This is a genomic window from Neobacillus sp. NPDC093182, assembly GCF_044754045.1.
This window is the reverse complement of record NZ_JBIVOI010000027.1, coordinates 1-19,734: the sequence shown is the minus strand read 5'-3', so window position 1 is coordinate 19,734 and position 19,734 is coordinate 1. Positions and strand designations below refer to the sequence as shown.

21 protein-coding genes, 2 pseudogenes and 1 riboswitch are annotated in these 19,734 nt (G+C 35.0%); of the genes and pseudogenes, 7 read left to right on the top strand and 16 right to left on the bottom strand.

The window, feature by feature from the left end; translation table 11 throughout:
- Positions 1-81: 81 nt before the first annotated feature.
- Positions 82-1,428 carry an APC family permease gene (locus ACIQAA_RS30700; protein WP_402627242.1) on the bottom strand — a complete coding sequence of 449 codons (1,347 nt, stop codon included), beginning with the start codon at positions 1,426-1,428 and terminating at the stop codon, positions 82-84.
- A gap of 347 nt (positions 1,429-1,775) precedes the next feature.
- On the opposite strand from ACIQAA_RS30700, the gene speB reads away from it, so the two are divergent.
- Positions 1,776-2,705, top strand: coding sequence for an agmatinase (gene speB, locus ACIQAA_RS30695; protein WP_402627351.1), 930 nt, complete (start codon positions 1,776-1,778; stop codon positions 2,703-2,705).
- Positions 2,706-2,810: 105 nt separating this feature from the next.
- Here the strand turns inward: speB and ACIQAA_RS30690 are convergent, their stop codons facing one another.
- The gene (locus ACIQAA_RS30690; RefSeq protein WP_402627239.1) at positions 2,811-3,668 is read right to left on the bottom strand and encodes an MBL fold metallo-hydrolase; all 858 of its coding nucleotides are present in this window, start codon (positions 3,666-3,668) and stop codon (positions 2,811-2,813) included.
- Positions 3,669-3,827: 159 nt separating this feature from the next.
- Entirely contained in the window at positions 3,828-4,421 is a 594-nt protein-coding gene (locus ACIQAA_RS30685; protein WP_402627236.1) for a cell wall hydrolase, read from the bottom strand.
- 358 nt (positions 4,422-4,779) lie between these two features.
- Here ACIQAA_RS30685 and ACIQAA_RS30680 point away from each other — a divergent pair, with 358 nt between their 5' ends.
- Positions 4,780-5,226, top strand: coding sequence for a Dps family protein (locus ACIQAA_RS30680; RefSeq protein WP_402627233.1), 447 nt, complete (start codon positions 4,780-4,782; stop codon positions 5,224-5,226).
- A gap of 39 nt (positions 5,227-5,265) precedes the next feature.
- On the opposite strand, the gene ACIQAA_RS30675 is transcribed toward ACIQAA_RS30680, so the two are convergent.
- The 3 genes from ACIQAA_RS30675 to ACIQAA_RS30665 all read right to left on the bottom strand — a co-directional run bounded on the left by ACIQAA_RS30675 (position 5,266) and on the right by ACIQAA_RS30665 (position 6,760).
- Entirely contained in the window at positions 5,266-5,673 is a 408-nt protein-coding gene (locus ACIQAA_RS30675; RefSeq protein ID WP_402627230.1) for a disulfide oxidoreductase, read from the bottom strand.
- The gene (locus tag ACIQAA_RS30670; protein ID WP_402627227.1) at positions 5,666-6,388 is read right to left on the bottom strand and encodes a DsbA family protein; all 723 of its coding nucleotides are present in this window, start codon (positions 6,386-6,388) and stop codon (positions 5,666-5,668) included. Before ACIQAA_RS30670 ends, ACIQAA_RS30675 begins: the two co-directional genes overlap by 8 nt.
- Positions 6,389-6,631: 243 nt before the next feature.
- Positions 6,632-6,760, bottom strand: coding sequence for an anti-repressor SinI family protein (locus ACIQAA_RS30665; RefSeq protein WP_402627224.1), 129 nt, complete (start codon positions 6,758-6,760; stop codon positions 6,632-6,634).
- A 31-nt stretch (positions 6,761-6,791) separates the two neighbouring features.
- Positions 6,792-6,875, bottom strand: a riboswitch (cyclic di-GMP riboswitch).
- Between the two features lie 500 nt (positions 6,876-7,375).
- Between ACIQAA_RS30665 and ACIQAA_RS30660 the strand changes: the two genes are divergently transcribed.
- Positions 7,376-8,434 carry a lactonase family protein gene (locus ACIQAA_RS30660; protein WP_402627221.1) on the top strand — a complete coding sequence of 353 codons (1,059 nt, stop codon included), beginning with the start codon at positions 7,376-7,378 and terminating at the stop codon, positions 8,432-8,434.
- A 26-nt stretch (positions 8,435-8,460) separates the two neighbouring features.
- Positions 8,461-9,165 (top strand): DUF421 domain-containing protein, encoded by a 705-nt coding sequence (locus ACIQAA_RS30655; protein ID WP_402627218.1) that lies wholly within the window; start codon positions 8,461-8,463, stop codon positions 9,163-9,165.
- Between the two features lie 60 nt (positions 9,166-9,225).
- On the opposite strand, the gene ACIQAA_RS30650 is transcribed toward ACIQAA_RS30655, so the two are convergent.
- The 9 genes and pseudogenes from ACIQAA_RS30650 to ACIQAA_RS30610 all read right to left on the bottom strand — a co-directional run bounded on the left by ACIQAA_RS30650 (position 9,226) and on the right by ACIQAA_RS30610 (position 16,186).
- Entirely contained in the window at positions 9,226-10,308 is a 1,083-nt protein-coding gene (locus tag ACIQAA_RS30650) for a nucleotidyltransferase family protein (RefSeq protein ID WP_402627215.1), read from the bottom strand.
- Positions 10,309-10,324: 16 nt separating this feature from the next.
- Positions 10,325-12,130 carry an ABC transporter ATP-binding protein gene (locus tag ACIQAA_RS30645; protein ID WP_402627212.1) on the bottom strand — a complete coding sequence of 602 codons (1,806 nt, stop codon included), beginning with the start codon at positions 12,128-12,130 and terminating at the stop codon, positions 10,325-10,327.
- A gap of 23 nt (positions 12,131-12,153) precedes the next feature.
- A complete protein-coding gene (locus ACIQAA_RS30640) occupies positions 12,154-12,603 on the bottom strand; it encodes a signal peptidase I (RefSeq protein ID WP_402627210.1) in 450 nt (149 codons plus the stop codon).
- A complete protein-coding gene (locus ACIQAA_RS30635) occupies positions 12,587-12,868 on the bottom strand; it encodes a PqqD family protein (protein WP_402627208.1) in 282 nt (93 codons plus the stop codon). Before ACIQAA_RS30635 ends, ACIQAA_RS30640 begins: the two co-directional genes overlap by 17 nt.
- Positions 12,865-13,650 carry a ribosome small subunit-dependent GTPase A gene (locus tag ACIQAA_RS30630; protein WP_402627205.1) on the bottom strand — a complete coding sequence of 262 codons (786 nt, stop codon included), beginning with the start codon at positions 13,648-13,650 and terminating at the stop codon, positions 12,865-12,867. Before ACIQAA_RS30630 ends, ACIQAA_RS30635 begins: the two co-directional genes overlap by 4 nt.
- 76 nt (positions 13,651-13,726) lie before the next feature.
- Positions 13,727-13,987, bottom strand: a complete 261-nt coding sequence (locus tag ACIQAA_RS30625) for a hypothetical protein (RefSeq protein ID WP_402627203.1) — start codon at positions 13,985-13,987, stop codon at positions 13,727-13,729.
- A gap of 177 nt (positions 13,988-14,164) precedes the next feature.
- A complete protein-coding gene (locus ACIQAA_RS30620; protein WP_402627200.1) occupies positions 14,165-14,671 on the bottom strand; it encodes a VanZ family protein in 507 nt (168 codons plus the stop codon).
- Positions 14,672-14,699: 28 nt separating this feature from the next.
- Positions 14,700-15,744, bottom strand: a pseudogene (gene galE, locus ACIQAA_RS30615) (UDP-glucose 4-epimerase GalE).
- A gap of 295 nt (positions 15,745-16,039) precedes the next feature.
- Complete coding sequence (locus ACIQAA_RS30610; protein ID WP_402627197.1) at positions 16,040-16,186, bottom strand: hypothetical protein; 147 nt, start codon at positions 16,184-16,186, stop codon at positions 16,040-16,042.
- 294 nt (positions 16,187-16,480) lie between these two features.
- Here ACIQAA_RS30610 and ACIQAA_RS30605 point away from each other — a divergent pair, with 294 nt between their 5' ends.
- Entirely contained in the window at positions 16,481-18,574 is a 2,094-nt protein-coding gene (locus ACIQAA_RS30605; protein ID WP_402627195.1) for a right-handed parallel beta-helix repeat-containing protein, read from the top strand.
- A gap of 234 nt (positions 18,575-18,808) precedes the next feature.
- Here ACIQAA_RS30605 and ACIQAA_RS30600 read toward each other — a convergent pair whose 3' ends face one another.
- A complete protein-coding gene (locus ACIQAA_RS30600; RefSeq protein WP_402627192.1) occupies positions 18,809-18,979 on the bottom strand; it encodes an ATP-binding protein in 171 nt (56 codons plus the stop codon).
- A gap of 129 nt (positions 18,980-19,108) precedes the next feature.
- On the opposite strand from ACIQAA_RS30600, the pseudogene ACIQAA_RS32445 reads away from it, so the two are divergent.
- Positions 19,109-19,404, top strand: a pseudogene (locus ACIQAA_RS32445) (ATP-binding protein).
- 2 nt (positions 19,405-19,406) lie between these two features.
- A complete protein-coding gene (locus ACIQAA_RS32440) occupies positions 19,407-19,586 on the top strand; it encodes a hypothetical protein (protein WP_483874199.1) in 180 nt (59 codons plus the stop codon).
- Positions 19,587-19,734: the final 148 nt, after the last annotated feature.

The window sequence follows — 19,734 nt, the reverse complement described above, 5'->3', positions numbered from 1 at the left end:
ACTGTATTATTCAAATTTGCATAAATTATAAACATAAAAAATACGCATTCCTGAGGGTGGAATGCGTATTTTTTCATCTAATCATACTTCAGCTTCTTCTGCCTTATATTGAGGAGGTGCTACCTTGAAGGCTTTTGTTAAAAATACTAGATAGGCAAGTCCGATGAGGAACCAGCCTCCTCCCATAACCAAAGAACTAAGCTCAAGATTGATCCAAAGAACTCCAACTAATCCCGCTCCAATTAACGGCATGATAACGTAATCAAAAAATCCCTTTGGAGTACGGTGCATTTTTTCACGGACAGCAAAATGACTAATCACTGAAAGATTAACAAATGTAAAGGCCATTAATGCTCCGAAATTAATGAGTGAAGTGGCTGTTACTAAATCAAAGAACCAGGCAGATAACGAAATGACTCCAACGATTAACACATTTATCGCAGGTGTTCTCCATTTTGGATGTACGTATCCAAACCATTTTTCGGGGAATACTTTATCGCGCCCCATAACATACAAGAGACGAGAAACACTGGCGTGAGAGGCAAGTCCCGATGCAAGGGTATTCACAAAGGTTGTACATAAGAAGATCGACTGAAATAGCTTCCCGCCAACATAAAGGGCAATTTCTGGTAAAGCGGCCTCTGAATCAATGAACCTCGAATTATCTGGAAAAAATGCTTGGATAAAAAATGAGGTGGTGATAAAGATTACCCCTCCCCATAAAGCTGTAAGGAGAATTGCTTTTGGAATTGTTTTTTCTGGATTTGGCGTTTCTTCCGATAATGTTGTAACAGCATCAAAGCCAAGGAATGAAAAGCAGAGTATCGTTGCTCCTGTTATCAGGATTGGAATGTTCATACCCTCAACAAAAAACGGCTGCATGCTAAAAACCGTTCCCATTCCTTCTCCTGCATTAAGACCTTTAATAACTAGGATGATGAAGACAACCATGATTAGTATTTGTACAAGAACAAAAAGTGTATTGAAATTTGCCAGAGCATGGACGCTTCGTAAATTAAGGAGGGTAACAATGCCAACAAATAATAATACCCAAATAAAATCTGGAACGGACGGAAACAAAGCATTTAAGTAAAGTTTGGTTAACAACGCATTTACCATTGGCAAAAATAAATAATCAAGTAAAGAAGACCAGCCAACAAGAAAACCGAGATGCCGGTTCATCGCTTTTTGGGTATAGGTATAGGCTGACCCAGCCTGTGGGAAAACCCGTACCAGCTTCCCGTAGCTAACCGCAGTGAAAAGCATGCCAATCAAGGCAATGACATACGCGGCAGGTACATGCCCATTTGTTTCACCAGAAACAATTCCAAATGTATCAAATACTACCATGGGTGTCATATATGCTAAACCCATAATGACAACCTGCCATAACTTTAACGATCTTTTCAACTTTACGCCATTTTCCACATATCATTCCCCCTCTTAAATTAAAGCGTTTTCATTCTGATGGTACCCCTTTGTCTACAATAAATTTTTTATTCCCCCTCTACTTTCTAAATTCACTCTGTATTTATGCAATTAATATGCCAAAATTTATTTTCATAAAAACAGCGTTGTGTTTATCTGTTTCTTAAAAAAATAATGGCGATAAAGAAGAATGATAGAAGGTTTCGAATCTTGGGAATTATTCAACTTTGCATACATTATTCCATAATAAATAGCTACTTGTCACGAGGGAATGGCATATGAGGATTTTGTTCATGGCACAAAAATTGCATTAATAAAAAGGAAAATAGGAAATGAGGGAAAAAACGATGCAATATCCTTTAACACCCGATGTTAAACCAGAATTTTGTACAACAGGAACCTTTATGAGGTTACCATCAAACAGAGAGAATGCTAAATTAGCGATTGTCGGCTTACCGTTTGACACAGCTGCTTCATTCCGAGTAGGGGCCCGCTTTGCACCTCAAGCAATACGTCAAGCTTCCATGACGTTATTCCCCTACCATCCTATTCATAAGGTGTATCCATTTGAGGCATGCAACGCCATTGATATTGGCGACGTATCGGTTATTCCTCATAATATCCATCGAAGTTATCAGGTAATGGAAAAAGCGGTGATGGAGTTAATGGAGCAAGGGATTATCCCAATCGGGCTAGGCGGCGACCACTCCGTCACATTAGCAAATCTTAGAGCAGCGGCCAAAATCCACGGTCCTGTAGCGTTAATTCATTTTGATTCCCATACAGATACATGGGATACTTATTATGAAGAAAAATATTGGCATGGCTCACCATTCATTCGTGCATATGAAGAAAATTTATTAATTCCCGATAAGGTTTTTCAGGTTGGTATACGCGGAACCCTTAATCATCCTGGAGATATCGATTCAAGTAGTGATTTAGGATATCATGTGATTACAACTCCTGAATTAAAGGAACGCGGATATGAAAATGTTGTGAGGGAAATGAAAGAAAAAATTGGGGATACACCATGTTTTCTCAGTTTTGATATCGATTTTGTTGACCCCTCCTGTGCTCCCGGAACAGGGACGCTTGAGGTTGGCGGGTTAAACAGCTTTGAAACCTTACAAATCATTCGTTCCCTAACAGATTTTAATTTTATTGGTTTTGATCTAGTTGAGGTTTTACCGCCATACGACCCAACCCAGATTACCTCCTTACTCGCTGCAACTATCATCCATGATTTTGCCAGCCTCGTTGCGCTAAAAATTAAATAAACCTAAAAGGCAGTGTACTCTTTATTTACGAGTCCACTGCTTTTTTGATAAAAACCATAATAAATAATCGGCTAGTGATTTATTCAGTTAGAAAATAGTCCCTTGCTAATGTTTATTTTTATTTACGTACTTACCGTAGTCTGGAATAGCAATTTGCTCAAAGTCACTAACTAACTTTTTAAGGCCTTTTGCCAGTATTTCACCTGACAAAGGCATTCCGTGACCAGTTACAGCAACTGTTGGCTGCAGAGTTTCTATTGTTCTAACTGATTCCCAAGCTGCTTGCCAATCTGTTGTAAGATATCTCGGTGGTCCACTTATTTCCATTTCTTGTGTAAGAACCTTATAAAGAGAATCTTGTTTAACGGTAACAAATGCATCTCCTGCTAGTAGAGCCCGATCTTCTTCTCTAAATAGCGACACATGTCCTGGAGTATGCCCAGGGGTATGTACCCAGCGAAAACCTGGCAAATGCGGTACACTTCTATCAGAAGGAAGTTTTTGAATATGATTCCCCAAATTAATTGGTTCATTTGGGAACATTGGGGACATTTTAGCAACCAAACCACCTTCCACAGTAGGATCTGGCTCTGGATAACTCATTTTTCCAGTCAGGAAAGGTAACTCTAACTCATGTGCATATACAGGAACATTCCAATGATTAATTAATTCAATAATTGCTCCCACGTGGTCAAAATGACCATGTGTTAAAATGATTGCTTGAGGACGCCTATTAGCACCGAAACGTTCTTCAGTAACTGAAATTATTTCGTTAGCTGATTCAGGCATCCCTGCGTCAACTAAAACAAAATTCTTAGTTTCTGGATTTCCAACCAAACAAATATTCACAATTTGAATGGTATGGCTATATAAATCGGGCAGTACCTCTATTCCAATACCACTTCCTATTGAAGTTGTTGGAATAAATTTATAATCACCGCCATAGGACATTTCTTGATCCATTCTTAAACCTCCTTAACTATTTTAGCAATTTGTCTAACAAAGCTATTTTGCTCTTTTAATCACTATCCTATGATGAAGGTTTATTTTAAAAAGAATCGTATGATTAATTACCATTTACATAAGAAAAAACGCTTGGATATGTATCCAAGCGTCCCCTAATTACCGCGCAAAGCGATGATTTCCGATTGTTACCGTTACTTCACGTGAAAAAATCCACTGACTTGAAGCTGTTTTTGGATTATAGAAAAATAAAGAACCATTTCCTTTACCCATCAAAGCGATTGCTTCATTAACTGCTCTTTTAGACTCTGCGTCAGCTGGCTTATTGATTTCGCCATTTGCAACAGGTGTAAATGCATAGTGTCCATTTGAGATTTGATAAATGACTCCACGAACTGTGTTAGGGAAGTCTGGACTTTTCACTCGGTTAAGAATAACAGTCGCAACAGCTACCTTTCCAGCATATGGCTCGCCAACTGCTTCTGCACGAACTAATCGCGCCATTAATTCTTCATCTGCCGCTGAAATTGGAGAGTTTGGCAGAATCATATTTTGACCTGCAATAAGAGGTTTACTATTGTTTGCACTCATTAAGCTATTAATAGGAATACCAAATCCTTTAGCTATTTTCCAATATGTCTCACCGTATTGAATTTTGTGAGTTGTTGCTGCTTCGGACTTAGTGATACCTGTAAATGCTGACATTGACAAAATTAATCCTGCTGCAATAACAAGTTTTTTTAGTTTATTCATGTTTAATGGCCTCCTAGTATTCTGGTTGTTTTCTCTACTAATAAGGCTATCAGTTGTAACATACTTAATCATTAACCAAAAAAAACCAGTGCTTAAATAACACAAATGGCTCCTGCTATGAAAGCATCTATCTAGTAAATGGAATTAGTAACCAACTAATTATCATTTCCATAATCAATCCACTAATGGATAACCGTGGAAAAATTATTACATACTATTTCAGGCCTATTTCATGAAATAACAATGTAATAATGACAATCTTCACTAAAATGACAAAAAATCCCTCAATTTTTCACAGGTTTCTCCCTAAATCTTTGGTAATAATATAATAGAAGACAAAATGATGGAGGTTTTTTAAATGGATAGTCAGTTAGTGAACATACTTAACAAACAAATTGCAAACTGGTCTGTATTGTATATCAAGTTACATAATTACCATTGGTATGTGAAGGGTGGTCAGTTTTTTACCTTACACGCTAAATTTGAAGAATTCTATAACGAAGCGGGATTGCATGTCGATGAATTAGCAGAACGATTACTTGCAATCGGTGGAAATCCAGTTGCAACGATGAGAGAATGTCTTGAACTTTCATCTATTCAAGAAGCACAAGGAAGCGAAACTGCTGAAGAAATGGTTCAAACCATTATAAATGATTTTTCAATTATTATTGGTGAATTAAAAGAAGGTATGAGCTTTGCCGAAGAAAAGGACGATGAAACCACAGGTGATATGCTCCTTGCCATTCATTCCGGTTTAGAAAAACATGTATGGATGTTAACAGCATTCCTTGGCAAATCGATTTAAATGTAATAGAAATAAATAAGACTCAGCAAATGCTGAGTCTTATTTATTTCGGTATCGAGCAATGAAAACTAAGCAGATGGTAATAATCGTGAAGGCGGTAAACGCCAAGATTGGAATCGTGATAAATCCAAGCCAATTAATATAATCTTTTGAGCAAGGTACACCACTTTTACACATTTCAAATTGCTGCAAATAAGGAATCTTTTGTAAAGCCGTATGGTAGCCTGAAATAAGCATTCCAATAATCGACAATGGTAATGTGTATTTCACAATATCATCATCATTCCGGTAAAAGGCAATTCCTAGAATGATCGCTAATGGATACATAAAAATTCGCTGATACCAGCAAAGCGTACAGGGAATATAGTGGAGAACTTCACTGAAATACAAACTCCCAATGGTCGCGATAAGTGCTGCAACCCATGCAAGCAGTAATGGTTTATTCATTCCCTTTCTCCTTAGCGGCTTCCTCTACTAATTTGTTTAAATCGTCCATCGTTTGTCCATCAAATCGCTTTCCATTAACAAAAATGGTTGGTGTTCCACTAACTCCTAATTTCCCCCCAAGAGACTCATCACTTTCCCAAGCGTCTTCTGGAGCTTTCGTACCAAAATAAGCAACTACCTTCTTAACTTCTTCTTCACTAGCCATTTCTTCTAATGTTTCAGTTAAAAATTCCTCTGTAAAAACATCAATCGTTTCATATCGAGTATCTTCCGGCTGTTTATCATAAATAAGTTCATGAAACTCCCAAAATTTTTCGTTGCCTAACTCATGATAGACTGCCTCTGAGAATTTAGCTGTCCGCTCTGAATCAACATTAATAAATGGATAATGGAAATAATAAAATTTAGCTTTGCCCGTATCAACAAATTCTTTTACTATTAGTGGTACCACATTGTCAGCAAAGTTTTTACAATTGGGACACTTATAATCGCCGAATTCTACAATTGAAACAGGGGCTGATTCTTCACCGAGAAAAGGCTGATTTGAATAATCAATCTCTTCTTTAGCACTATCATCAGCTTTCTGGTTATTGGCTAGAAAGATAAACCCGATAATAGCTATTGCAATCAATCCAATAATCCAAAAAACAAATTTTGATGAAGAGGATTGCGGTTTCGTCGTTCCTTTTTTAGTACTATTTTTTCGTTGAGCCATAATCAAACTCCTTAATTATGTGATAGTTTTAACTTTGAATCTGTAATGTTAGATTAAATTTTACTAAACTTATACTGTAATGAAAATAAAAATGCCTAGGCACAGAACACGTATTATTAGATTATCCCAATAACGAAAAAAGGCCCATTTTAATGGACATTTTTTGTTAGGCAATTTCTTTTTTCATAATCCCTTTGCGGCAGAAGGCAGTCTAAGACGCAGGTTAATCAAAGGAGGACATGGTTATGTATTAGAAGGGTCTTTTAGGAAGTCCTTAATTTCATCAACAGTAATTCCTAAATTTCGAGCTTCTAAAATGAGTTCTAGCCATTCCTTATCTACTTCTTTTTCATCTAATGGAGTGGTTAACATGGTACTGGGTGTCCTCCTAAAATATTAGTTTTTAGGCAGCTCAGCCGTCATAGTTTAGCACTTTAGACCTGTAGCTTTGCGTCCCAATCTTTCGATAGGTTTGCCTTTATCTAATTAAAGTTATAAAACTCATAAGCAAATAGTACCACATTTATTCTTTATATCGAACATAAATAATTCTAAAAATATCGACATTTTTTTACATTTCTTCCAAACGTCTGTTACAATTAAAAAAAAAAGAAACATAATAAAGTAAATTTAGGTATTAAGAATAATCAAAATGTTAAATTATACAAAAATACAGTTATCTTCACCTATGAGTAAGTTCCTAATAATATAAATATTAATATTACAGGAAAGTTCTTTATAAAGTATAGTTTCCAGTTTAATAGGAAACGGTTCTAGATAATAAATATCATGGAGAAGGTCGGAGATAGACAGTAAAATGATTAAAAGTTGAAATAGGCTAGTGATACTTATTACTTGTATTATTCTGTCTTTTATTGTAATCATAAAACATACAACCACATGTTTTATTCCAGATACAGTGGTTAATAATTTTTTGGGTAGTTTGATAAAATAAAATGATGATATTTCATTGAAGGAGTTTAAATGATGACTGAAAAAAAACATTTTACAGGTTATATTGGAACATACACAAAAGGTGAAAGCGAAGGAATCTATTCTTTCACACTAGACACGGATGAAAGGACGATCGTTGACGTTAAGGTGGCAGCTAGGTTAGAAAACCCAACCTATTTAACAATTAGCTCTGATAATCAATACTTATATTCAGTAGGAAAAGAAGGAGGATTAGGAGGATTAGCTGCTTTTTCTATTAATGATAACGGCGAGTTAACAGCAGTAGACGGTCAATTTTCAGAAGGATCACCACCATGTCATGTAAGTGTAGACACTAAAAACAAATATGTATTTAGCGCTAATTATCATAAAGGAAGCGTTGAATCCTATTTGCTTAATAAAGAAGACGGCTCCGTGCAACCTGCTGTTTCGATTATTAAACACGAAGGTTCAGGTCCAGACCCTAGACAGGAAAAAGCGCATACACATTATGCAGGATTAACACCAGACGAAAAATATTTAACCGTTGTTGAATTGGGAATTGATGCGCTGATTACCTATAAAGTCGGTGAAAACGGCTCACTTGAAAAGGTTAACCTGCTGCCATTAAAAGCTGGCAGTGGTCCTAGGCATCTCGCATTTCATCCTAATGGCAAATATGCTTATATTATGACCGAGTTTAGCTCAGAGGTAATAGCGTTAAACTATCATCCGGAAAACGGTCATTTTACGGAAATACAATATGTTTCAACTCTCCCGGAAGATTTTAAAGAAAATAACCAAGGAAGTGCCATTCATATTTCAGCGGACGGCCGTTTTGTTTATGCTGGTAACCGCGGTCACAACAGTATTGCCCTGTTTCAAGTTAATCAAGAGTCAGGTGAACTAAGCTTTGTGGAACACACGTCAACAGAGGGGGATTGGCCAAGGGATTTTGAGATTGACCCTTCTGAAAAATTCATTGTGGCTTCAAACCAAGAATCGAGCAATATAGTTCTATATTCAAGGGATGAGAGCACTGGAAGATTGACTCTCTTACAATCAGATATTAAGGTACCACACCCGGTTTGTGTTAAGTTTATAAGAAATTAGCACTTACCTCTAAGGATGTGTTAACGGTGGATTTCTTTCATAGTCAGGAAACACTAACAACATTTGAGTGGATACTTCGAGCAGTCGTAGCCTATTTCTTTTTGATTCTTGTAGCCAAGGTGATGGGCCAGCGTTCCATTGCACAGCTAAGATTGATTGATTTCGCAATTGCTCTAATAATCGGAAACATTATAGCTCACCCATTATCAGATGAACATCTTGGACTAAAAGGTTCTATTACGACTACAGTGGTGTTGGTGGTATTGTATATAGGCAGTGTTTATACCATTTTAAAATTTCCACGAATAAGAAACCTAATTACTCCTCCTCCCATCACACTTGTTAGGGACGGAGAGATTATCTATAAAGGATTATATAAAGCTCGAATATCAATAGATATTTTGTTAGAAGAATTACGGGAAGAAAAAGTTGAGGATATTAAAAAAGTTGCATTAGCATTGTGGGAAGCTGATGGGAAAGTATCCGTTTTTTTGGATCCAAAATATAACCCTATTACACCTGCAACATATAAAATGGAAACTGAACCATTTGACCTTCCAAAAACAATTATTAAGGAAGGTACCATTTATTCTAACGTATTAAAACAAGTGAACAAAGATGAGGTCTGGGTTGTTGAAAAGCTAGAAAATTTATATCATACAAATATTAAAAACGTGCTGCTAGCAACCATTGATCAAAAAGACAACTTAAAGGTTTTCCTTTATAAATAAAATAGAGCACCGTAAGGGAACTAATCCCTTATGTGCTCTATTTTTGATTATGAACTTATATTAAAAAATCACCTTTACCAGTCCTGTAATCCTTTTTTTGTATAATGATATGTACATTTTAATGGTAGAGCTTTCTTGCTGAATCTCCCCTAGTTCACAAGAGAGTTCAAATTTTGAAGGCCATATCCAATGACGGATTTCTATCATACTGTGTTTGAGGCTATCATAGCTAAGAAATTGGTAGTCAAAGAAGTCCATATATTGTTTAAGGCCTTTGACTTTACTATGCCTCCATAACGTTTTTCTTTTAAAAGGAAGCTTTACTACATAATCTAAATGCGGAAACTGTTCATAAACAATGGACAAAGTCCTAGTCAGCCTTTTTAACGTTTGGTGAGTTTCAGCCATTTTAAAAAGTTCTTCATACTCTAATACATCCCTATATTGGTGAATCATTTGGATAATGTCTATAAAATATTTCAGAGATTCTAAATTATGCCTCCAGCCGTGTAGGCAAATCATATAAAAGCAATGTATATGCGAAAGATCTCTGATATGTGAATATTGACCAATGACCTTAGATTCATTCCAAATGTCATTAATATCAAATCTTGATGTTTCTTCTTTTACAAGCCCCCAATGCAATTCTACTACTAATGGTATGGGAGAATGAGGGAGCCTTTTACTAAAACTGCAATGGAAATGTCCAGGAATGGGCTCTTCTTCAACCGAGAACCCTAAAGCTTTTACTGACTCAATGGCATGATTTAAGTCCTGAAACCGGACTAATAAATCGATATCGGAGGTTGCTCTCGCCCCAATATGCCCAAAATATTTTTCAGCAAAATAAACTCCTTTAAGCGGAATCACATCAATACCTTGTTCTTCAAACCTTTTTAACAGTAAATCTGTCTGATTTTTTATATATAGGTTTTGAAAAAGTCCTGTATCATAGTTTTCTTTTAAACAGGCTTGAAAAAAGGTCGGAGTTTGTGTGAGCATGCCATTCTGCTTTAATAAAAAGTAAACCTGTGATTGGATTCCATCGTGCTCAATATCTCTAAGAACATTATGATAGTAATGATCATCGAGTGGCATTGGTACTTGAGACTTATATAAGGCTGAAACAAAATCAAAACTCATGGCACTCACCTCCCCTTTAAGATTTTGAGACCAAAGCTAATGGGCTTCCTTTTTTTGAGTTATATGATGCTTTATTGAGCTTCTGATATAGTCCATTCTGATTCATTAACTCATTATGAGTCCCTCTTTGAACAATTTTCCCATTTTTCATAACTAAAATAAGGTCTGCATTTTGAATGGTAGACAATCGGTGTGCAATAACAATCGTTGTTCTGCCTTTCATCAATTCCTCGAGTGCTTCCTTAACATGAAACTCCGTTTCCCCATCCAAGGCTGATGTTGCCTCGTCTAGTAAGAGGATTGGGGCATCTTTAATAATAGCCCGCGCGATTGCAATTCTTTGTTTTTGACCACCAGAAAGTTTGACACCATTTTCACCAATTTGAGTGTCATACCCTTTTGGCAGTGATAGGATAAAATCATGTATCTCAGCACTGACTGTCGCTTCAACCATTTCTTTCTCCGTCACATCTGGGCGTGCAAGCAGCAGATTTTCACGGATAGTGCCTGCAAATAAAAAAGTATCTTGCGGAACATGAGCAATCGAACTTCTTAATTCGGAAACAGAGTACTCTTTAACGGATTTACCCGATAGACGTATTTCCCCTGCTTGCGGCTTATAAAAACCTTGCAATAGGTTAAAAAGGGTACTCTTCCCTGCACCAGTTGGACCGACTAATGCGATCATTTTTCCAGTCGGTATATTTAGATTAAATTCATCTAAAACATTATAATTTCCATAGCTAAAGGTAACATCATCAAATTCAATTGAATCAACATCCTTTATTGTTGGAGAAAAAGATGGAAGTTCCTTTATATCTGGTAATTTTTCTAATATGTCTAGCACTCTTTCAAGAGCAGCCACAGACCGTTGAAAACCAGCCCAAAGCCCCGCGAATCCGGTAATGGGATAAAACAAGTGGTTAACTAAATTTAAAAATGTCAAGAGAGCACCAACAGTTAGTTCACCATTTGATACGAACAAGGCGCCAATAGACAGATTTACCATAAAAGTAATCGAACCTATGATTTGCCCGCCTGTATTATACCAAGATCTGAGCTTCGCGTTTTGCAGTTCTAAATCAAGCAGTTCCTTGTTCTGATTAACATACTTATGATAGTAAAGCTTTTCCAATGTAAAGGAACGAATAACCTGAAATCCGTGAAACGTTTCACTTAAGAGGCTATTAATATTACCTATTAAACTGTGAATCAATCTCCCATTTTTCCGAAGTAATAAACCAAACACTACACCTGATATTGCCACAATCGGTGCAACAATTAAACTAATCAAACACAGTGTCATATTGATATTTGCTAAGTATACAAAGACAACAATATAAATAATCGGTAATCTAATTAAACTAATGAGATTGCTGCCAATTACACCGTCAACACCATGTATGTCGTTAGAAAAGTGGGACATTAATTCACCAGAGCGATAATTAGAAACATCACCAGCCGGCAATCGGAGTACATGGTTAAATAAATGGTTTTTCATATCCATTTTCACGCCATTGGTTGCAAAAGTTTCACAGTAAGTATAGAAAACACTTGAGAAAATACTTAATACAATAAGCAGTCCTCCATATGGAATGAATGAAAGGATTTCCTTATATCCCCCATGAATAGCGGAGTCAGTAATCTCACCAAAGAACTTTGCAAAGGCAATTGTTAAGTATATATCCAGCCCTAATAAAAGAATAATAAACAAATAGGCCTTCCACTGTTTCCTGATAAAAGGCTTCACAAATGAAAAAGTCCTACGTAAATCCTTTATGGTAATATATTGTTTTATTAGCAATTCTAGCTTTGCTTTCATAAGGTACACTCCACACTTCGTTATTAAAATTGCAATTTTCTATTAAGATATCTTCGAAGAATACCTGAAAGGGCGGGAAAGGTAAGGATAACTTTTCCCCAAAACCTTGCAAAACGACCTTCTGGGGTTAATATTTTATGTTTCTTTTGGACACTCACTAATTTACCAAGTATCTGATCCTCACCTATTAATTGGTCAAATCCGAGGTTAGTATCCCCCTTTAGCTGAAAGAATCGTTGATTGTTTACTATATTTATAGAAACTAGACGATGGGCTATCAATTGACCGGTTTTTGTATAGAATAAAATAACATCACCCTTTTTTAAGAGTGTCGTTTGACAGTTAACAAACCGGCAAAGATTTCCTTCTTGAATAAAAGGATACATACTATTACCAACAGAAGGGAGCTCGAGACAGCCATCCTTTTCAATCGTGGTTTTTAACAATAGATACGTGCTATAGTCGATTAACATGTTCAATCAACCCACACTCGGTAAGATTAGACAGAAATTCTTCGACATCCTGTTTGATTTGTTCTTTGTTTTGGACGGCTTTATACTCCTTAACCAAGGAATTTGTAAGAGTATCAACAGTTTGGATTTTATTAAGCAAGGACCAGCAAAGCCCTCCCGCTCCATTTAATTTCGTAATGGTATATTGTTCTGTATTTAAGATGATCCATTCACCATCTAATTCAGTAGCTTCTACATTTCCTTTTTGAATAAAATGAGTCATCATGATATTAACTCCCAAAATGAATTATTTTTTTGAAAATGAAGGTCATAAACTGGCACTTGCTTTACCAAAAGGGTCAATAGCTTCATAATTCTACTAGTTTCTTCTTGGCTTTGGGGCCAAAAGAAAACCTTATCCATTAATTGAAAAAGAGCGTCGGATTTGGCAACCTTTTCCCGCTTATTTTGAAGTGCTTGAAAAAGAATTTGTACACTGGCTAATGAAAGATTCCCGCTAAATGAGTCTGCCTCAATTTCACTACGAAACGGAGAATTATATATCTGTACATCCTCTTCCGTGATTTTTACAAGGGTTGCTTCATCCGAGAGGAGATTACGAGGATAGGATAGTTTGGCCGCAGTCGATTTACCTGCTCCGGATTGTCCTGCAAAAATATGTGCCTTTCCACTTTCAATTACACAGGAAGAATGGATCAACAGACCCCAATTATGATAAACAATGAAGGAACTAAATAGGTTCATTAGAGCATGTTTAAGGGCTAGCTCATCGTGGACAGAAATAGAAGCAGTTTTATAATCTGAATCCACCTTTATTTCGTAATCAGCTCGACGATAGAGAATTTGGTTGTTGTCTTTACTGATATCAACATGATAATTTTGGAAGGACACACCAAATCCATCTTCCACTTTAATGACAATATCAGGCTGTATATTTTCAGATGCTATGTATGAGTGGAAATTTTTTCCAATCATGGTCCGAAGATTTTTGGGTTCACACAAGATATGAATGAAAAAGTCGCCAATTTTCGTTTTTAACATTTTCATATTGGTCTCCTAAAAAATTTTATTTAAGGAAAGTCAATGATCTTTCCTCATTAACCTTCCCGTCGTATAACGAAAATTAGTTTACATTTGGATTACATTGGCCTACACCAATATTTCCATTCCCAGTTCCGTTCCCGTTGTTGTTTCCATTACCTGCTGTACCCGCACCACATGGCTGTGGATTTGGATTTGTTTCTACCGGAAATTTAATTCCGTCGTTTCCCGTCCCAGGATGATCATGTTTTCCTTTACCTGGATTCCAACTTTGTGCTGTTTCAAAGCGAATCATTTGATGACTTAAAACAATCGGACGGGTATAAACTTTTTCTGTAATCACTCTTATCACCTCCTTACCAACTAATTGTTCATTATAAAGAACGTAGTATTCAAAAAAATATAACCGCCTCTACATATAAAACTGATTAAAATACTCACTAGACTTAGATATGTCCTTACCTAAAAATATTATAATTCAAAAATATTTCTTTTTAAAGAACAACCATTCGACAAAAATCTACTCTTTAGTCTGTGAAAACTTTTTATTATTAGAAACCAAACTTTTTTTATCCTTATTAAAAAAAGCAGTGCTGCTTCTTAAAAATAATCCAATACTTGATCGGTTACCATTAAAATATTTCTTATGAATAAGAATGGCAACTACAAACACACCTATAGCATTTTTTAATAAATCTATGGTTGAGAAAGACCTAAAAGGTACATAAAGTTGATGAATTTCATCCATCACTCCATATGAAAGGGAAAAAATTAAAACTATAATCTCCTTCCACTTCTTCAAATGGCCATAACTTAGTAATGCCAGTATAAGCAAAAAGTAAAGAATACCAAATTCAAAAAGATGTCCTAGTTCTAATACAGCACCAATCGCCAGTATCACAAAGGGGTTTAATACCTCTAATAAACTACTAACAGATTCTGGGTCAAAGTGGCTTGTTTGGAGCCATATCAGGTACATATAGAAGACTGGTAAAATAGAAATTAAAAAACGACCAATTATATACATCCTTGGTACCAATCCTTACATTTATTAATTATTTGATAGTTTCAAACTTCTTATATGCCCCATCCTCTTCATATCCATTAGGATTATTTACCTGCCATCTCCATGAGTCCTCACACATTTCATAAATTCCTGCTTTGAGTGAACCAATTCAATTCTTTGTATGCTTTTGTTGCATCAGCGTAACTAATTGCGACATCTCCTTGTCTTCGATTAACAATTTTATGAGGAATATGATCCCAATCACATTTTCAAAAGCATGAATCATGTCTAACACACTGTAGCCAACCCCAGTACCAAGGTTATAGGCATTCACAACCTTTGTTGACATTACTTTTTCGAGTGCTTTTAAATGTCCAGCTGCTAGATCCACGACATGAATATAATCCCTAATACCTGTCCCATCAGGCGTAGGATAATCTCCACCAAACACCTTAAGTTCTGATAATTTCCCAACTATTACTTGAGTTATAAAAGGAACCAAGTTATTTGGAATACCATTAGGATCATCCCCAATAAGGCCACTGTTGTGAGCACCAACAGGATGAAAATAACGTAACAAGGCAATACTCCAGTTGTTATTGGAAATATGTAAATCCTGTAATATTTCCTCAATCATAAGTTTTGTTCGCCCATAAGGATTCGTTGCTTGAAGCGGTAAATCTTCACTTAAAGGAACCTGTTCTTGAAATCCATATACAGTTGCTGAAGAACTAAAAACTAAGTTATATACCTTATATTTCTCCATAATTCGGCATAAATTTAAAGTTCCTACTATATTGTTATTATAGTAATGTAATGGTATGTCACTGATTCTCCAACTGCTTTTAATCCGTAAAATGAATCACAGCTTCAATATCATTTTCAAGAAAAACAGACTCTATTGCAGAGTAATCAAGTAGATCAACTTCATAAGATTTGAAGTCCTTTCCCGTAATTTTGGAAATCCGTTTTAATGAATCAGGTTTACTATTTAAGAAATTGTCCAGCACAACAATTTCATGTCCTGCATTCAATAATTCTAAACAGGTATAAGATCCAATATAGCCTGCGCCTCCTGTAACTAGTATTGCCATAAACAAAATACCTCCTCAAAATCGTTCCTAATAAAGAACTTTATAATCAAAAAAAATACAAGTTAAATAAATAAGGTAAATATTCTCTTCTAATTAAATATTATAATACAAATAATGTTCTTTTTAAAGAACATTTATTCATAAATCTATAAAATCTGGCTCAATCCACCTAAATTATAAATTTACGTAAAAGTAGAAGTTCAAATAATTATTTTTTAGTAAACTTGTCCAATCTGATTACGGCCAAGAGATTTTACCACACTCGCCATGTTTTTTACCACTGTTTTCCAAGAATTTACCAAGCTACGCCAACGTATTTACCAATGGGTACAAAAAACAAAGTAACTGCTTCACTGCCTGCAATAAATGCCCGTAATTGACCGAATTCGAATAATAGTTTTGATATTATAGTCTCATTGAAGATCACAATCCAACTCTTCATCTCGTTTAATAATAACCCCTTCGTTTATTCAATCTTTAATTATTATGCATAGATACTTGCCCTTCCGTAACTAATATTAATGAATAACTTATACCATAGGAATAAATTCAAAAGGACATTTAATCACTATGCTATTTCAGTCCGAAATTATTATCATACTCGAGTACAAGCCTATTCAAAAAATATACTTGGATTAAAAATTTTACTAAATGGAGGTTTTACTTATATGAAAATTAGTACCTTAACACTTGTTTTTGTTGATTTTTCATATTTCAGAAAATTTCGTGAGCCAATATGGTAGGAGGTTCATACGTTCTTGAACTAGATCGTTGGAAAATTAATAATAATGGAACTGATGCAATTAACACTTCACTTGGCATAAACAATGCTTTGGATTGGGCTTCTCACGAAGGATATTTAGAAGTAATATTTCCTAAAGGTAAATATTTAATAGATGAGAATAATCCAATCAAACCACAAAGCAATATGACGTTAAATTTAGGCGGATCAACCTTAAGAATAAGAGATAATAGTTTACAAGGGTATTCGGTGATATCCTTCCAAAACAATCAACAATATTCAAGGATAACCAATGGTAAAATCGAAGGCGATAGATATACACATGATTATTCTATAGGAGGAACTCATGAAGGTGGGTATGGTATTCAAATAGGTAGCTTTACTCCCCCAGCAAATGGAGGAAATAATACTAAATATATATCCATTGATAACCTGGAAATTTTCAATTGTACTGGTGATGCTATATCTTTGAATAGTACTTTTGGTCAAATTTTCCCTACCCCTGTAAGCCTTGCTAATTCATGGGAAACAGGTGGTATTAGCACTACTAATGGTACCTTGACGAATAACCCAAATAAAATTAGGTCAAAGCTAAAAATTGAAATGAACCAACCTGCTATTATTAAGTATGGCTATTTCGGATTATACGGAAATGGATTTGGAAACCTTGGTTCAGACATTATTTCTGATTTTTATGATATTATTTTTTACAAAAGTGACAACTCTTTCCTTTCAACTAGAGCTCAAGTGCAGTTTTTTGAAGAAGTTGAAGTTCCCATTGGGGCAAACTTTGCAAGAATTGTTTTACATCAAAGTAATCTACCAGGAAGTAATAATTGTCTAATAAACGTAAGAGTTCCATCGTTTTCCCAGTATGTTTTTATTGAAAAATGTAATTTACACCACTGCAGAAGGCAAGGGATTACAATAGCAGGTGCAAAAAATATATATTTACGAAATAATCACGTTCATCATATTGATGGCACACCGCCACAAGCAGCAATTGATATTGAAGATGGATATGATTTAAATCAATATATTTATATCTCACAAAATAACTTTCATGATAATCGCTCTTATAATGTAATTGTTGTTAATGGAAAAAAAATTTTTATAGAAAATAATAGATTTTCTAATACTCTAAGTGGTGGAGCTTCATTAGCTGTAAATGCAGGAGCTGACAAAGTTACAGTGTATAATAATGACTTTCATATAGCTAAAGTAATACTGGCTGGCAATATCCTGTTCTCAAATAATAACCTTTATGCAACTCAGGTAAGTATTTTGGGAGAATACAACAATAGACCAATAAATGTAACTGATAATTTATTTCATAATTGTAAGTTAATTATTGACAATCCATTCTCTTATCTAGTACAAATCAATGGGTGTAGATTTTACAATGATTCTGATAAATTAAATGCATTTTCTAATCTCCAATGGACTTTGGAACTTAAGAATAAGCCCCAAAGTATCTTAAATTGTTCTTTTCAAGGACTAGATGTATACTATTTAACTTATACCACGAATACTACATTTAATGGTGGATGGATATTTGAGAATACAACTTTTCAAAACGTGAAAAATCCTGCATTACTCGCAGGATTTTATAGAAGTTGTACTTTTAAGGATATAGATTTGCTTACAGTTTTCTCAAAGGATTCCGATATTCTTGAACTTTCAAGTTGTAATATTATTAGTAAAGATCTGAATAATAGCTTAATTACAGTAAATAATATTAAATCTTTAATAATAAAAAATTGTTATATAGAAAAACCAAATAATACATTAATAAAAATACAAAACATCACAGATGAATTACAACTAATCAATAACAATTTTAAAGTAATCAATAATACTTTAACAAGACCAATAGTTCTACTAGAGCCTAGTTTTTCCGGGAATTTAATCAATATCGAAAGTAACACTTTTACTACAAAAAATTCCAATCAGGTTGGTATACAGAACTCTACTATAAATAATCCATTAATAGTAATTAGAAATAACATTTTACAAAAATCTACTATTAGTACTAATGGAAAGGAAATAATCCAAAATAACATAGTTGATGGGAAATTATTACCTTAATAAATATAAGTTAAATAAAAAACAATTTTAATAAGAATAGTTACATTCATAAAATTAACGCTGCCATAATTGATACATCACCTGTATTTGTCAATATTAATTTTTATTTCGATACTTTGACTAAATCGATACGATTCTCCATTAAGGAGGATATGAGCCTTAGGGGTTGGTCGACTAGGAGGATGCAGTCATTTTTTCATCTCCAATATCGACGTGCATTCCGTAAATTTAAGATTAGTAGTTATCAATAACGCTAGCCGCTCGTTCGTAACGTCCGGCAAAGAATTGGAACAAGGGCTCAGATTCAATTTTTGAGAATTGCACGTAGCCGAGTTCGTCTATGATGATCAAATCAAATTTGAGCCACCTTTTATCCAATGCACCTAGCTTGTGTTCATTAGCCAAAAGGAGTTCTTCTACTAATTCTGCAGCCGAGAAAAACTTAACCTTATAGTCGTTTAAATGACGAGTCCCGTTACCAGATGAGACTTCCCCTTATGGAAAGCTTTCCATAACGGCAAAACTCACTTAGCAATTGGTTTAACCATAGAAGCAATTGAACAAGGAAATACAGCCTATTACACAAGATGCGATGATTTTATTTTATCGTGTAGAAAGGTAAAGCAGCGAGGAACTACTGTCGCTTGGTAAATAAATTATCAACCCCTGATGTTTTAATTATTGATGAAATGGGATACTTTCCATTTGATGAACTTAGTACAAACTTATTGTTTCAAATCATTCAAAAAGATATGAGCATGAATCAATCATCGCTACATCCAATAAATCCTACGTTGAATGGGGAAAGATATTTTGAGATGACGTTTTAGTAATGGCCTTCCTCGACCGTTTATTTCATCAATCTACATCGTTTAATATTAAAGGGCAATCATATAGATTAAGAGAAAAAACAACGGGCAGGCGTTCAACCAACTTAAGGTTGAACCCTGAAATTGGGGAATTTTTTACCGTTGTAATTAGGGGAAAACAAACCGTTGGCGGAAACTGTTAAATATATTCTAGCAGTTACAACAGTTTCCATTGCTGTGGAATTATCCTGAGCCTCAGTGTAAACGATAAACTAGAATCAACAGTTTTCCACAAATAAGGATAAACAGATTTCGACAAATAAGAATCAACAGTTTACCTTAATGAACCCA